The organism is Burkholderia sp. AU45274, assembly GCF_030482505.1.
Lineage (GTDB): Bacteria > Pseudomonadota > Gammaproteobacteria > Burkholderiales > Burkholderiaceae > Burkholderia.
Window position 1 is genome coordinate 259437 of record NZ_JAUJQE010000007.1, and the last position, 14230, is coordinate 273666.

The 14230-nt window shown below is 67.8% G+C and carries 11 protein-coding genes; 3 read left to right on the plus strand and 8 right to left on the minus strand.

The window, feature by feature from the left end; genetic code table 11:
- Positions 1-351: 351 nt before the first annotated feature.
- The 5 genes from QZM35_RS25210 to QZM35_RS25230 form a co-directional block, all read right to left on the minus strand.
- Positions 352-2709, minus strand: coding sequence for a GNAT family N-acetyltransferase (locus QZM35_RS25210; RefSeq protein WP_301777070.1), 2358 nt, complete (start codon positions 2707-2709; stop codon positions 352-354).
- Positions 2710-3312: 603 nt separating this feature from the next.
- Positions 3313-3612 (minus strand): H-NS family nucleoid-associated regulatory protein, encoded by a 300-nt coding sequence (locus tag QZM35_RS25215; RefSeq protein ID WP_089433480.1) that lies wholly within the window; start codon positions 3610-3612, stop codon positions 3313-3315.
- A 103-nt stretch (positions 3613-3715) separates the two neighbouring features.
- Positions 3716-3988 (minus strand): hypothetical protein, encoded by a 273-nt coding sequence (locus QZM35_RS25220; protein WP_089428829.1) that lies wholly within the window; start codon positions 3986-3988, stop codon positions 3716-3718.
- Positions 3989-4049: 61 nt separating this feature from the next.
- The gene (locus tag QZM35_RS25225) at positions 4050-4577 is read right to left on the minus strand and encodes a BON domain-containing protein (protein ID WP_089433481.1); all 528 of its coding nucleotides are present in this window, start codon (positions 4575-4577) and stop codon (positions 4050-4052) included.
- Between the two features lie 54 nt (positions 4578-4631).
- Positions 4632-6110 (minus strand): sigma-54-dependent Fis family transcriptional regulator, encoded by a 1479-nt coding sequence (locus tag QZM35_RS25230; RefSeq protein WP_089433482.1) that lies wholly within the window; start codon positions 6108-6110, stop codon positions 4632-4634.
- Positions 6111-6425: 315 nt separating this feature from the next.
- Here QZM35_RS25230 and QZM35_RS25235 point away from each other — a divergent pair, with 315 nt between their 5' ends.
- Positions 6426-7829, plus strand: a complete 1404-nt coding sequence (locus QZM35_RS25235) for a GntP family permease (protein WP_089428826.1) — start codon at positions 6426-6428, stop codon at positions 7827-7829.
- A gap of 245 nt (positions 7830-8074) precedes the next feature.
- Positions 8075-8338, plus strand: coding sequence for a DUF4148 domain-containing protein (locus tag QZM35_RS25240; RefSeq protein ID WP_089433560.1), 264 nt, complete (start codon positions 8075-8077; stop codon positions 8336-8338).
- 77 nt (positions 8339-8415) lie between these two features.
- Here QZM35_RS25240 and QZM35_RS25245 read toward each other — a convergent pair whose 3' ends face one another.
- From QZM35_RS25245 to QZM35_RS25255, 3 genes are all read right to left on the minus strand, one after another.
- Complete coding sequence (locus QZM35_RS25245) at positions 8416-8781, minus strand: 5-carboxymethyl-2-hydroxymuconate Delta-isomerase (RefSeq protein WP_046548726.1); 366 nt, start codon at positions 8779-8781, stop codon at positions 8416-8418.
- A 73-nt stretch (positions 8782-8854) separates the two neighbouring features.
- Positions 8855-10450: a thioredoxin family protein gene (locus QZM35_RS25250; RefSeq protein WP_301777012.1), complete on the minus strand. Its 1596-nt coding sequence runs from the start codon at positions 10448-10450 to the stop codon at positions 8855-8857.
- Positions 10451-10722: 272 nt separating this feature from the next.
- On the minus strand, positions 10723-11223 hold the full coding sequence (locus QZM35_RS25255) for a GNAT family N-acetyltransferase (protein ID WP_301777013.1): 501 nt from the start codon (positions 11221-11223) through the stop codon (positions 10723-10725).
- 573 nt (positions 11224-11796) lie between these two features.
- Between QZM35_RS25255 and QZM35_RS25260 the strand changes: the two genes are divergently transcribed.
- The gene (locus QZM35_RS25260) at positions 11797-14142 is read left to right on the plus strand and encodes a phosphocholine-specific phospholipase C (protein WP_089433486.1); all 2346 of its coding nucleotides are present in this window, start codon (positions 11797-11799) and stop codon (positions 14140-14142) included.
- Positions 14143-14230 lie beyond the last annotated feature (88 nt).

Here is a 14230-nt window from a genome sequence, read left to right on the forward strand (position 1 = left end):
CCCCAACCTTCCCGGAGAAGCTCACCGACAGCTCCCGAAAAATCTCACCTTTTGGGCAAGTTCGAATTTTCGAAGGTGGAATGCGACGGTAAATGCGTGCGGACACCTTGCCTGAAACAGCGCTGCGGGGCGGATATCGCGGCAAGCGGTACGCGTCTCGCGGTGCCGGATCGGTGCCATTTGCGCGTCGATATTTCCGGTGCGAACAGGCGCCGACACGTTCGCGGTTGCTTCGCTCGCGACGCAGGCTCGAATGCTCTGCATTCCTGACCGGGAACATTCGGAACATGCCGGGAGGCCGGAGACATCCACCGCATGCAACGCCTCCGCGCGTCGGGCCACCGACAGACGCTACGGCTGCAACTTCATCCTGAAGCCCACGACGCCAGGCTCCTCCGTCGTCGACACCGCGAACCCGCACGCCTTCGCCAGCGAGATCATCGCCGTGTTCTCGCGCAGTGCCTCGCCCACCATCCAGGCGGTTCCGCGCGAGCGCGCGTAGTCGATGATGCGCGTCATCATCAGCCGGCCAAGCCCCTTGCCCTTCTGATCGGGTCGTACCGCGATCGCGAACTCCGCCGTCTCGTTGTCGGGATCGGCCACCGCGCGCGCCACCGCGAGCGTGTGGTCGCGCCCCGACACATCGGTGAACGATACGATGAAGGCCATCTCACGGTCGTAATCGATCTGCGTCATGCGCGCGACCTGCGAATGATCGAAGCTGCGCACCGCGCCGAAGAAACGCATCCGCAGATCCTCCGGCGTCATCGCGCCGAGCAGTTCGTTGTGCGCGGCCTCGTCTTCCGGACGGATCGGGCGGATCGTCACCGTCTCGCCGCGCCACTCAAGCGTCTGCTCGAGGTGGCGCGGATACGGCATGATCGCGAGCCGGCTGCGCCCCGCGGCCAGCGTGATGCGCGGCGCGATCACGTGCGCGCGGTCGGACAGCACGCGCAGCGTGACCGACATCGCAACGACTTCACGCACGTCGCAGACGACCTGCGACAGCGCCGTCAACGCGTCGAGCGTCGGCTCGACGGGTGTGCTGCGTGCATACGGCGAGCGCTCCATCACCGCGCGGGCAAGCACGGTGTTCAGCGGTGGCAGGCCATAGACGACGAACGGCGCCGATACGCCGTCCGCGGGCGGCACGGCATAGCGAAACACCGGGCCGAAGTTCGAATCGTCGTACATGTCGACGGTGACATCGACGACTTTCTTTCCAGCCGGCTCGACGGCAGGCTCGCCCTGCAGGCCAAAATGAGACAGCCAGCGCAGCGCGGCTTCGCCGGTCAGTTCATGCTGGCCGGCTTCGACCATCCGGCGCGCGTCGGCCTGCGCGGATGCCACGCACTCGGCCGGCTGCAGCGGCGTACCCTCGGGCGTTTGCATCAGCAGTTGCCGCCCGAGGTTGTAGTCGACGAGACGCGCATACGCGCGCGCGAGCCGCTGCGGCGTGGTGTGCACCGGAATGCCGTTCGCGTGCAGCGCATCGCGCGTCGCCGCATCGACCGCGCCGAAGAAACACGCGAGGATGCCGCGATGCGCGTACTGCCGTGATTCGATCAGCGTATGCGCAACCGCATCGGCCGGCGCGCTGTGGGAAGTCGAATGGACGACGAACAGCGTGCCCGTTTGCGGGAACGGTGCGAGCGCCTTGACCGCCGCGGCGAAATGCTCGGGGCGCGCATCGTCGCCCAGCGTCAGCGGATTGCCGGGCGATGCAAGATGCGGCAGCGCCGCCGACACCGCCGACGTGGCCGCGGGCGACCAGTCGGTCAGCACATCGCGCACCTCGGCCACCGCATCGACCGCGAGTTTCGCGACACCCGCGTCGCTCGTCACGAGCGTGGCCGCGCCGCGCGCCGTGACGCGGCCGACGCCGAGCGTCTCGATCTCGTCGAGCAGATCGTCGAGCGCATCCACCCGCACCATCCCCGCGCGCTGGAACGCCGCCGTATAGAGCGCGTCGCCGGGATCGGCGCGGCCGGTGCGCAATGCGAGCACCGGCTTGTTGCGTGCGGCCGCGCGCGCGGCCGACATGAACTTGCGCGCGGCGCGCACGGTATCGAGTTCGAGCAGGATCGCGCGCGTGCCGGGATCGCTCGCGAGATAATCGAGCACGTCGCCCGCATCGACGTCGGACTCGCCGCCGAGCGCGACGACGTGCGAAAAGCCGAGGCCCCGTGCATCGGCCCAGCCGAGCACCGCGTTCGTCAGCGCGTTCGATTGCGACACCCACGCGACGCCGCCCGATCGTGCCGTGTAGGCCGGCGCGCCGAAATGCGCGTGCCGTGCAGGCGACAGCACGCCGAGGCTGCCCGGCCCGACGATACGGAGCACGAACGGCTTCGCCGCCTTCAGCGTGCGATCGAGCGCGGTGCGATCCGCATCGGTGCGCGCCTCGCCGACGATCACCGCAACGCGCGTGCCGAGCTCGCCGAGCTTGCGCACGATGCCGGCCCAGGCCGCGGGCGGCGTGCAGATCACGGCCACCGATGGCGGCGCGGGCAACCGGTCGACATCGGCAACGACCGGATGCCCGTGCAGCTCACGATACTTCGGATTGACGGGCCACACGGGCCCCTCGAATCCACCGTCGAGCACGCGCGACCACACCATCGCGCCGATACTGCCCGCGCGCGACGACGCGCCGACGACCGCAACGGACTTGGGCTGGAACAACGCATCGAGATGGCGAACGGTCACATCGGCTCCCTGCGGTAACGAAAGACGACCCGATCGGCATGCGGCACGGGCAGGCCATACGCCGATCGACGCGAACCCCAAGCATAGGCGAAGCGCATGCGGCTGCCTATATGCCGAACGGCCGACTGTTCGACCCACGTCAACGCTCGCATCATGGGCCTGCAACACCAGTACGGAAGCCATCGCCGCGCGCCGGCCGAGCACATCCGCTCGGCGCACACGGTGCAGGCGTGCAGCGCGACGCTGCGTCCACTTCGTCAAAGGTGAGGATTTACAGGAGCCATGGTGAGACTCTTCGGGAATTGCACGGCGCCACGCGCCAACACGCGAAAGGTGATCGGAATTCGCAGCACGCGTGCACCACGAGAATGGCGCAGGCCAATGCGCATGCGCTGCGCAATTGCGCGGCTGTTTACCGGAATTCGCCGCGATATCCCGGCGAATCGCAGCGAATTCGCAAAACGGGATCCGTTAATTGCGCGGCGTCGCAGTTCAATACGCCATCGGGAATCGCGCCGGAAATGCACAAAAACAAAACGGTGCGGCGGCCGCATGGCCGTTCGCACCGTCAGTCAGTACGCGAAAGGTGAGGTTTTTCGGGAGTCAGTCCTTGATCAGGAAACGCTCGCGATTCTTGCCGAGCCAGGTCGGCGAGCGCCCGCGGCCACTCCAGGTTTCACCCGTCTTCGGGTTCAAATATTTCGGCGGCGACACGCGCTTCGGCTTGGTTGCGCCAGCGGCCGCGCCTACCGGACGAAACCCGAGCTCTTCCGGCGTAATGTCGTATTCCTCGATTTTCGCGCGGATATCGGCAATCGCATCGGCAATCGCCTTTTCACGTTCCTTGTCGATCTTTTGCTGAAGCCGTTCGAGCTGCGCGCTCAGTTGCCTGTAGGTCGCCATATGGATGGGACTCCGTGAGTGTTATTCGTGAAAAATAGATGACGCTCAGCCAACAGAAAAACGCTTCGCCCGATCGTGGTCTCCTCAGCCGGTTATCTCGGGATCAATAACCGCTCTTTTTCTTGCACGCGAAGAGAAGATTTCGCGTGGCGTCATCTCTCGATTGCTGAATCACTTCGAAATCGCCGTTGCAGATCGCCCGCGCGTTGTCGGTGCAATTGCTCCAGTCGCTACCGGTGCATTGCACCTGGGTAGTCGGACGCCCGTCCGAAGTGAACAGCGGTGCGCTGCCGCCACACCCGCCGAGCCCTGCAACCAGAGCCAAGACAACGGCCGCCCGAGGCCGCCGACAGACCGACGCAAGCATGTGTTTCATTGTGGTTCCCGTCAACCTTTTTTTGAATGTCGCGAGTATGCCATGCGCGGCCCTTCGGCCGTCAGTTCGGCGTACGGCCGGGTTGCCCGCGCGCCTTGTACGGCAAGCGCTTGCGTGGATCGTCGGTGATGCGAACGAACACCTGCTCGACGTCCGGAAGCGCCTCGAGTTCGCGCTGCAACGCCGGCTGATCGAACGCCGTATCCGCACATCCTTCGACGTAAATGAAACGTCGCTGCACGGTGATCCACAGGCTCGTGCCATGCAGCCGATCGGAGCCGGCGAAGTGCGCCTTCACGGCATCGGCGATCGGTGCGTCATACATATAGGAATTCGGCTTCGTGCAGCGATGCGCGAGCCAGCAGGTGGTGCCGCGTTCGGCGCGGTAATGCGCGTCGTCCGTCATCTCGGCCCGGGTCATCCACGGGCCGAGCGGCAACGGGCATTCGGCCACGTCCCGCGACAGCGCGATGAACGGATCGTTGTACCAGTTGCGCCGCGCCTCGGGCGCATCGGTGTCGCCGGACTGCGCGAACGCAGCGGTCGCCAGCAACATGGTCAGCCACCCTGCGATGCCGATCCGTTTCATCGTGATCTCCTGTTCGATGCTTCACGCCCGAGCGCGCACGTTTGGCCGTCTGGCTTACCGGTCGATGCCCAGCGCCGCCAGTTTCTTGTACAGCGTCGCGCGGCCGATCCCGATGCGCGCGGCCGCTTCCACCACCTTCCCGTCGCAGGCCGCCAGCGCATCGGTCAGGAACTGGCGCTCCCACGCCGCCAATGCGTCGGCATACGAAGCGGCCGGCGCAGCAGGCTGCTCGCCCGCGCGCCGTTCGACCGGTGCCACGGCCAGCGGCTGCGCGGGTGCGGCCCCGTCCGTCGAGACGCGCACCGGCCCAAGGAACGGCGCGAGCGCGCGCGCATCGATCACCGATCGGTCCGACAGCATCAACGCGCGTTCGAGCGTGTTGCGCAACTCGCGCACGTTGCCCGGCCACGGATACGCACACAGCATCCGCAGCGCATCGTCGGTCAGCTCGCAATGGGCGGCGCGCCCGTGCTGCGCGGCCAACTCCTCGAGCGTCGCGTAGACGAGCGCCGCGATGTCGGACGCGCGCTCGCGCAGCGGCGGCGCGTGGATCGTCAGCACGTTCAGCCGGTAATAGAGATCCGCGCGAAAACGCCCGGCCGCGACCAGCGCCGGCAGGTCGGCGCTCGTCGCCGCGATGATCCGGACGTCGGCGCGCACGATCCGGTTCGAGCCGACCGGCTCGAATTCCTTGTCCTGCAGCACGCGCAGCAGCTTGCCCTGCAGCGGCAGCGGCATGTCGCCGATCTCGTCGAGAAACAGCGTGCCGCGATCGGCCAGCTCGAACTTGCCGATGCGCCCCTTGCGATCGGCGCCCGTGTATGCGCCGGGCGCCGCGCCGAAGAACTCGGTTTCGAGCAGCGTGTCGGGAATCGCGGCGACGTTGACGGTCACGAGCGGCTGGAGCGCGCGCGCCGACGCCGCGTGAATCGCATGCGCAAGCAGTTCCTTGCCGGTGCCCGTCTCGCCGAGCAGCAGCACCGGCGAATCGACCTGCGCGGCGCGGCGCGCCTGGCGCTTGGTTTCGAGGCTCGCGGCGCTCGTGCCGACGAAGCTCGCGAACGTGTATTTCGCGCGGCGCGCCTGCGCGAGCGAACGCTGCGTCGCGATCAGCTGCTGCTGCAGCTGTGCGTAGCGGGAAAAGATCGGCGTGAGCGTCTTCAACTGGTCGAACAGCGCGAAGCCGATCGCGCCGACCGTCTCGCCGGCCTCGTTCTTCAGCGGCAGGCGCGTGACGACGAGCGGCTCGCGGCCCGTCTCCATGATGTCGAGCAGGATCGGCTGCCCGGTCGACACGACCTCGCGCATCAGGCTGTTCGGGATCACGGCCTCGCAGTCGAGGCCGACGGCCTGCTGCGGATCGGCGAAACCGAAGCGCGCCGCGTACCGCTCGTTCATCCACACCACACGCGCATCGCGGTCGACGACCACCGTGCCCGCGCTCGAATCCTCGAAGGTCCGGAACAGCGACTCGGCGGCGCGCCGCAGCACGTCGCCGTAGTTGACGGGCAGGCGGGCCCAGTCATTCATCATCGTGTCGTCGTCTCCGTGTATTTTGGGCCGGCTGTCTCCGGAACGAGACGGATTATCTCACTCTGGAGACACGCCGCAACACGTTGCCCAGGAAAGCCTGCCCGATTCCACGGGCTGGCCGGACGGCCATTTCGTCTCCGGATGGAGACGTTTTATGTAGAATCCTCAGACAACGACCGGCGCGGGCCCGCCAGTCTCCGGCGGACCCATGTCCGGCGGCGCAATCCGGCCGATGGCACGAAACCTGCACGAACCTGAGCCGGTCCGCGGCGCGTCCCGCGATCGAACAACAACCAAAGCCATTAGGAGACTCCCTTGTCTTTCGTGATCGTCCTCGCCGCGCTGGCGTTCCTGATGTTCGCCGCGTATCGCGGCTACAGCGTGATCCTGTTCGCGCCGATCGCCGCGCTCGGCGCGGTGCTCCTGACCGAACCCGCCGCCGTCGCGCCGGTCTTCTCCGGCATCTTCATGGAGAAGATGGTCGGCTTCGTCAAACTGTATTTCCCGGTGTTCATGCTCGGCGCAGTGTTCGGCAAGGTGATCGAACTCTCCGGGTTCTCCGAGTCGATCGTCCATGCGGCGATCCGCTACATCGGCCGCTCACGCGCGAATGCGGTGATCGTCGCGGTGTGCGCGCTGCTCACCTATGGCGGCGTATCGCTGTTCGTCGTGGTGTTCGCGGTCTATCCGTTCGCGGCCGAACTCTATCGCCAGAGCAACATCCCGAAACGGCTGATGCCCGGCGCGATCGCGCTCGGCGCGTTCTCGTTCACGATGGATTCGCTGCCCGGCACGCCGCAGATCCAGAACATCATCCCGACCACGTTCTTCAAGACGACCGCCTGGGCCGCGCCGGTGCTCGGCACGATCGGCTCGCTGTTCATCATCGTCGTCGGCCTCACGTATCTCGAATGGCGCCGCCGTTCAGCGATGGCGAAGGGCGAAGGCTACGGCACGTCGCTCGTCAACGAGCCGGAGCGTGTCGAGACCACGTCGCTGCCGCATCCCGCGCTCGCGATCCTGCCGCTGATCCTGGTCGGCGTGTCGAACTTCGCGTTCACGAAGCTGATTCCGCAGTGGTACGGCGCCGCGTCGTACACGGTCGCGCCGGACGTGCTGCCCGGCGTGCACGCGCCGGTCACGACGTCGATCAAGACCGTCGTCGCGATCTGGTCGGTCGAGGCCGCGCTGCTGCTCGGCATCGTGCTGGTCGTGCTGACCGCATTCAAGCGCGTGAGCGGGCGCTTCGCGGCCGGTTCGAAGGCCGCCGTCGCCGGTGCGCTGCTCGCCGCGATGAACACCGCGTCGGAATACGGCTTCGGCGGCGTGATCGCCGCGCTGCCGGGCTTCCTCGTCGTCAGCGATGCGCTGAAGAGCATTCCGAACCCGCTCGTCAACGCGGCCGTGTCGGTCAGCTCGCTCGCCGGTATCACGGGCTCGGCGTCGGGCGGCATGAGCATCGCGCTCGCCGCGATGTCGGACCTGTTCATCAAGGGTGCGCAGGCCGCGAATATCCCGCTGGACGTGCTGCACCGGGTCGTCGCGATGGCCAGCGGCGGCATGGACACGCTGCCGCACAACGGCGCGGTGATCACGCTGCTCGCGGTCACGGGCCTCACGCACCGCGAGTCGTATCGCGACATCTTCGCGGTCACGATCATCAAGACGCTCGCGGTGTTCTTCGTGATCGCCGTGTACTACACGACAGGGCTCGTGTAACACCCCGCAGCGGCCCGTCTCCGGGCCGCCGCCCGCCGGCCGCGTCGATGCGGCCGGCCGCGCCTCCACTCCTCCCCCTTTTGCCGCACGCCGCCCACGCGCGCTCGCCGGCTCACGCATTGTTATCCGCAGCAGAACACTACGTTGGTCGCAGCGGCATTTTTCGCGCGTCGGGCGAGGCCTACACTGCTTTCAACGGTGACCGCATGCGATCGGCACCGTCGAAAACCTGGAGGTATCCGCTCATGAACCCGCTCATCCGCACCATCGCCCTCGCCGCCGTCTTCGCCGCGCCGCTCGCCGCGCAGGCGCAAACCAGCCAGCCGCTCACGCGCGCCGAAGTTCATGCCGAAGTGGTTGCACTGAGAAAGGCCGGCTTCCAGCCGAGCGACTGGTTCTACCCGGCCAGCATTCAGGCCGCCGAGGCGAAGATCGCGCGGCAGCAGGGTGCGCCGCGGGCCGCGGGCGCCGGCTACGGCAATCGCGGCACGTACTCCACGGGCCAATAGTCCGGTTTCGAATCCGCCGGCCGTGCGCGCATCACCGCCACGTTCGCGGCTCGCGCCGCACGCACCGCACCGTCCGCTCAGCGCGGCTCGATGCTCGCTTTCGCGTAGGACTCGCGTTCCAGTTCGAGTATTTCCGCGCTCAGCTGCAGGTGCGTGCCGGGCGGCGCAACGACGTGCCGCTTCAGTTCCGCCAGCACCTGCTCCGAAAATTCACGTTTGACGTCGGTCGTCCGGCCGCTCAGCACCGCGAGCTTCGCGTGGACGAACGCGCGCGGCGCCGGCGACGTGCCGACCGCGAATGTATCGAACCGCAGCGCGCGGCTCTTGATGTCGAGCTCGTTGAAATGACCGGACGCGGCAAGCGCGGCATTGAGCGCGCGCAAGGTCGCGCCGGCGTCGAACCCGTCGAGGTTCGCGGAATATTCGAGCGTCAGGTGGGGCATGGTGTCGGTGGCCTCGTGGGTATCGGGACAAGCGCCGCAAGGCATCCCGACAGCCCACGCAGTGCCACCGGATCTATGCCTTGACCGGCTGGATCAGGCGCGCGCAGGCGCTTGCCTGCGGATCGCCGGCGGGCAGTTTCCCACAGATACCGTCGAACTGCTTCGCGATCGCTTTGACCGATGCATCGTGTGCACCGCTGGCGCGCCACTGGTTCAACTGCGTGACGACCTTGGTCAGCGCGCGCAGGTTCGCGCCGTAGAACGCATCGCGCGTCTTGTCGGCCTGCGCGAGCACGCTCGCGGCAATCCCTTCGATGCGCGCCGAATCGTCCGGCGCCAGTTGGACCGCATTCGCAAAGTAGGTCGCGCCCCAGCGCAGCTTCGTCGCCGGCCCGCTCGCCGCGTCATAGGCCTTGCGGTACCAGTCGAGCGCCGCGGCCTTGTCGCCGCGCGCCTTCGCATTCGCAGCCAGCCCGGACATGAAGTAGTACGGCGTGGACGAACGCGTCAGCTCGGTCTTCAGCAAGGCATCCGACTCGTCGTACAGCCCCGCGTCGGTCAGCGTGTCGGCCCCTTCGCTGACGAGCGCCTGCCGCTCGTAGGCATTCGCGGCGCCCTGCACCGACGCGGCGATCTGCTTGCGCGCCGTGTCGGCCAGCGCCGGCGCGGCCAGCGGTGCCCCCTTGCGTGCATCGCCGCGCGCGAGCAGCACGCGGCCGTGCAGCGCCATCAGCCGGTCGATCGACGACAGCGTGGTATCGGTCGACAGGCGCGCGAGGGCCGTGTCATACGCGCCGCGCAATTTCGCGCGCTGCGCGTCGTCGCCGCCGAGATACGCGACCACGCGCGCGGGCGCCGCAACCAGCACGTCCGAGTCGGCGCGCGACAACACAGGATCCTGCAGCACCGTGCGCAACGAATCGGCAAGCACCGCCTTGTCGAGCGCGCCGGCCTGCGCCGGATCGTCGGACGCGGCGACCACGGCCGACTTCAGCGCAAAGCGCGCCGATTCGGCCTTCGCGCCGGCCGCGCGTGCGCGTTGCGCGAGCGACTGCAGCGTCTCGGCGACGCGATCGGCCGCCACTGGCAGCGCGCCGTCGGTATCCCACGAATAGTCGGCCAGCAGGCGCCATTCGTCCGGCGTCAGCGACGCACCATTCTTCAGCGCGGTCGCGAGCGTCTGACGCACCGGATGCGCGGCCGTCATCCCGAGCGACAGCGCCTGCATGTAGCGATCGAGATCGGCTTCGCCCGGCAGCCGCGTCACTTCGGTGCCGTCGGGACGGAACAGGATCATCGTCGGGTAGCCGTGCACCTTGAAACGCTCGCCGAGCTTCTGCGCGCTTTCGGTATCGCCGTCGAGATACACGGGCACGAAGAACGACGAGCGGGTCTTGAATGCCTGCTGGCTGAAGATCGTCGACTTCACCTGGTTGCACGACGGGCACCACACCGCGCCCCAGTAGAGCAGCAGCGGCTTGCCGGTGCGCTTCGCCAGCGCGAAGGCGGCGTCGACGTCGCCGTGCTGCCACGCGATGCCGGGCGGCAGGTGCGCGCCATCAGGCGCGGCGCTCGCCGCCGGGGCGCCCGTGGGCGTGGCAGCGGCAAGCGCCGCACCCGCGGCGGCGAGCAGGCAGGCGGCAGTCAGATTCCGGAGAGCAGTTTTCATCGAAGCGGGTCCGTTGAAAGAGACGGTTGCGGGAAGGTGCGGCGCGCGAAGCGATGGCTGGGAAGTCACAGCCATGAAGCGATGACGATGAAGCTTGCCGACGTGCAACGCCGCGCATGATCGTTTCGGAAAAACGCACGCCGGCCGAGGCGACCGGCAAATCCTTCGACGATACGACGGGCACAGCCGGCAGAAAACGAACGAATTCTCGAATGAATATGACGCGCGGCATCGCGGCCGCACGTGCTGTCAGATACGCGTCGGCCGAGCCTTCACTGCCGCGCCTTGATCCGCGCCATGTGATACACGGACGCATGCACGCCATCGCGCAATGCATAGCCCGGCGATTCACCCTCGATCCGGAAGCCATGCTTCTCGTAGAGCGCGACGGCCGCGCGGTTGTCGGTGAACACGGTCAGCTCGAGACGCGTGATGTTCAGCCAGTTTTCCGCGAGATCGATCGCGGCCGCGAGCAACCGGCTGCCGACGCCGCGCCCGTGGCGCGCCGCGTCGACCATCATGCCGAGCCCTGCCGCATGGCGACGGCGCGGATTCTGTTCGGGATGCAGGCCGAGATGGCCGACCACCACGCCGTCGATTTCGGCGACGAGGCTCACGCCGTGCTCGCGCACGCCGTCGAGCCGCTTCTGCCATTTCTCGAGCGACGGAAACGGATGCTGCAACGTATTCGCGTACACCGCGGGATGCGCGGCGATTTGCCGGATCGCGTCGACGTCGTGCGCCTCGCTGTGCCGGATCGTGATGTCGGTCATGGGTGAGCCGGTTCCGAAAAGTCGCGCCAGTCGCGCGGGCTGCGACACGTGCGCAGCAACGTGTCGAGCTTATCCGATTTCACGCATTTGAAACATGGGCGTCATGCGATGCCGTTGCACCCGCAACGATGCGCGAGCACACCCCTCCATCGCGAACCGGAAAAATATGACCGATTTCTCACGCCGCGATCGGTAATTCCTGACCCATTCCGTCACGCATCGCTTCCCGATCAATCGTTGCGCACGCAACGTCACGCGCGCGACATGCGATGTCATGTCTTCATCACGTCGACGTCACGCCGCGTCCCTAGACTGGGCGCCGCCCAACCCGGCATGCGCCGGGCCGGCGTGTGCCGACGTCCCGGCCGCGCATCACGAGCGCGCGTTGCACGGGATCGCGGCGACGGCCAACGCATCCGCGCGACACCACGCATCGCGCGCGATGCGCGCACCTCCGCCACGCGCGGCCGATGCACTCGAACGCACACGCCGCGCGAATCGTCCCAGGGGGCGATGCACGGGCGCCGCCAGACGAAGTCACGAACGCTCCCATCATCACAGGACCCGAACGCCATGACGTCACGCCGCAAATTCCTTCAGCAAACCGCCACTTCCGGCCTCGCCGCCGCCGCGCTGTCCGCGTTTCCGCCGAGCATCCGCCGCGCGCTCGCGATTCCCGCGTTTCACGAAACGGGGACCATCCAGGACGTGAAGCACGTCGTGCTGCTGATGATGGAGAACCGCGCATTCGACAGCTACTTCGGCACGTTCAAGGGCGTGCGCGGTTACGGCGACCGCTTCGCGGTGCCGTCGCCGAACGGCCGCAACGTGTTCTACCAGACGTACACGAAGCCGACGCCGGCCACCACCGTCACGCCGTATCACCTCGACGCGAGCCAGGGCAACGCGCAGCGCGCCGGCGGCACGCCGCACACGTGGGCCGATGCGCAGGCCGCGTGGGACCATGGCCGGATGAACCGCTGGCCCGACGCGAAGACGCCGCTGTCGATGGGCTACTACGACGCGGCGGAAGTACCGTTCCAGCGCGCGCTCGCCGATGCGTTCACGCTGTGCGACCACTATCACTGCGGGATGCACACGGGCACGATCGCGAACCGCCTGTTCTACTGGAGCGGCACCAACGGCCCGAACGGCATCAGCCCGGCCGACGGCAGCCGCGTGAAGATCGCCGCGCTGAACAACCAGTTCAACGGCGGCAACGACATCGGCCCGTCGAGCCAGGGCTGGACCTGGACCACCTACGCCGACCGGCTGCAGCAGGCCGGCGTGCACTGGAAGGTCTACCAGAGCCTGATCGACAACTTCGGCTGCAACGAGATGATGAGCTTCCGCCACTGGCGCGCGGCGATCGAGCAGATGCCGCCCGCGCGCCGGCCCGCGTACGTCGCGTCGACCGACATCACGCAACCCGTGACGGCGGCCGGCGCGTTCTACGATCCGGCGATCGACGATCCGCTGAGCCCGCTCGCGAAGGGGTTCGGCAACACGATGCCGTACGGCTTCCTCGAATCGTTCCGCGACGACATCCGCAACGGCACGCTGCCCGAGGTGTCGTGGATCATCCCGCCGTCCGTGTACAGCGAACATCCGGGGCCGTCGAGCCCCGCGCAGGGCGGCTGGTACGTGCAGGCCGTGCTCGATGCGCTGACGGCGAACCCGGAGGTATGGAGCAAGACCGTGCTGCTGGTGAACTACGACGAAAACGACGGCTTCTTCGACCACATGCCGTCGCCGGCCGTGCCGTCGCGCAACGCCGACGGCACGCTCGCGGGCGGCCATACGCTGCGGGACGCCGACGTCGCCGCCGAGTACCACGACTTCACGCCGGCCACGTCGAGCCAGCCGGCGATCGACGGCCGTCCGTACGGCCCGGGCCCGCGCGTGCCGATGTGGGTCGTGTCGCCGTGGAGCCGTGGCGGCTGGGTCAACTCGCAGGTGTTCGACCATACGTCGACGCTGCTCTTCCTCGAAAAGCGCTTCGGCGTCGCGGAGCCGCAGATCAGCGCGTACCGCCGCGCGGTGTGCGGCGACCTGACGAGCGCGTTCAACTTCCGCTCGCCGAACAACGAACCGCTGCCGACGCTCGCGGGCCATACGACGAAAAGCCAGGTCGACGCGCTGAGCGCCGCGCAACAGGCCGCGCCGAAGATCGTGCCGCCGGCCGCGCCGTCGCTGCCCGCGCAGGCGACCGGCGTGCGCCCGTCGCGCGCGCTGCCTTACGAACTGCATGCCAGCGCGCGTACCGATGCCGGCACCGGCACGGTCACGCTGAAGTTCGCGAACACGGGCCGCGCCGCCGCCGTGTTTCACGTCTATGACAAGCTGCACCTCGACCGCCTGCCGCGGCGCTACGTCGTCGAACCGGGCAAGACGCTGCACGGCGACTGGGCCGCGCGCGCCGACAACGGCGGTAAATATGACCTGTGGGTGCTGGGCCCGAACGGCTATCACCGCCGCTTCACCGGCGACCTCAGCCGCCTGGCCGGTGCACGTGCGCCGCAGCCGGAGGTTCGCGTCGGCTATGCGGGCGCGAGCGGCAACCTCCACCTGAAGCTGCGCAACCACGGCGGCGGGACGGTGCGCTTCACCGTGAGGTCGAACCAGGTCTACGGGCCGCTGTCCGGACGCGGCGCGCACGACGATCGCGGTCATGGCCACGGCAACGAGGACGGCAACGGCCAGGGTCACGGCCACGGTACCGGTACCACGTGGACGGTCACGGTACGCGCCGGCGACCAGGCCGAGCTGCACTGGAAGCTCGACTCGACCGGCCACTGGTACGACTTCATCGTCACCGCCGACAGCGACGCGAGTTTCTCGCGCCGCGTCGCCGGCCGCGTCGAAACCGGCCGGCACTCGGTCAGCGACCCGGCGATGGGGCTCGCCGACCGCTTCTGATGCCGCCGCGGCGACCCGCGCTGCGCCGCGTGTCGCCGCCCGGGCCGGCCCGGGCGCGAGCGGCGGTCAGGCGCCGGCCGCGGCTGCG

Excerpts from the sequence above, each read along its gene's own strand:
- QZM35_RS25240 (WP_089433560.1), top strand. The coding sequence starts at position 8,075 with ATGAACCCGCTCATCCGCACCATCGCCCTCGCCGCCGTCTTCGCCGCG.
- QZM35_RS25250 (WP_301777012.1), bottom strand. The coding sequence starts at position 10,450 with ATGAAAACTGCTCTCCGGAATCTGACTGCCGCCTGCCTGCTCGCCGCC.
- QZM35_RS25245 (WP_046548726.1), bottom strand. The coding sequence starts at position 8,781 with ATGCCCCACCTGACGCTCGAATATTCCGCGAACCTCGACGGGTTCGAC.
- QZM35_RS25220 (WP_089428829.1), bottom strand. The coding sequence starts at position 3,988 with ATGAAACACATGCTTGCGTCGGTCTGTCGGCGGCCTCGGGCGGCCGTT.
- QZM35_RS25230 (WP_089433482.1), bottom strand. The coding sequence starts at position 6,110 with ATGATGAATGACTGGGCCCGCCTGCCCGTCAACTACGGCGACGTGCTG.
- QZM35_RS25255 (WP_301777013.1), bottom strand. The coding sequence starts at position 11,223 with ATGACCGACATCACGATCCGGCACAGCGAGGCGCACGACGTCGACGCG.
- QZM35_RS25225 (WP_089433481.1), bottom strand. The coding sequence starts at position 4,577 with ATGAAACGGATCGGCATCGCAGGGTGGCTGACCATGTTGCTGGCGACC.
- QZM35_RS25260 (WP_089433486.1), top strand. The coding sequence starts at position 11,797 with ATGACGTCACGCCGCAAATTCCTTCAGCAAACCGCCACTTCCGGCCTC.
- QZM35_RS25215 (WP_089433480.1), bottom strand. The coding sequence starts at position 3,612 with ATGGCGACCTACAGGCAACTGAGCGCGCAGCTCGAACGGCTTCAGCAA.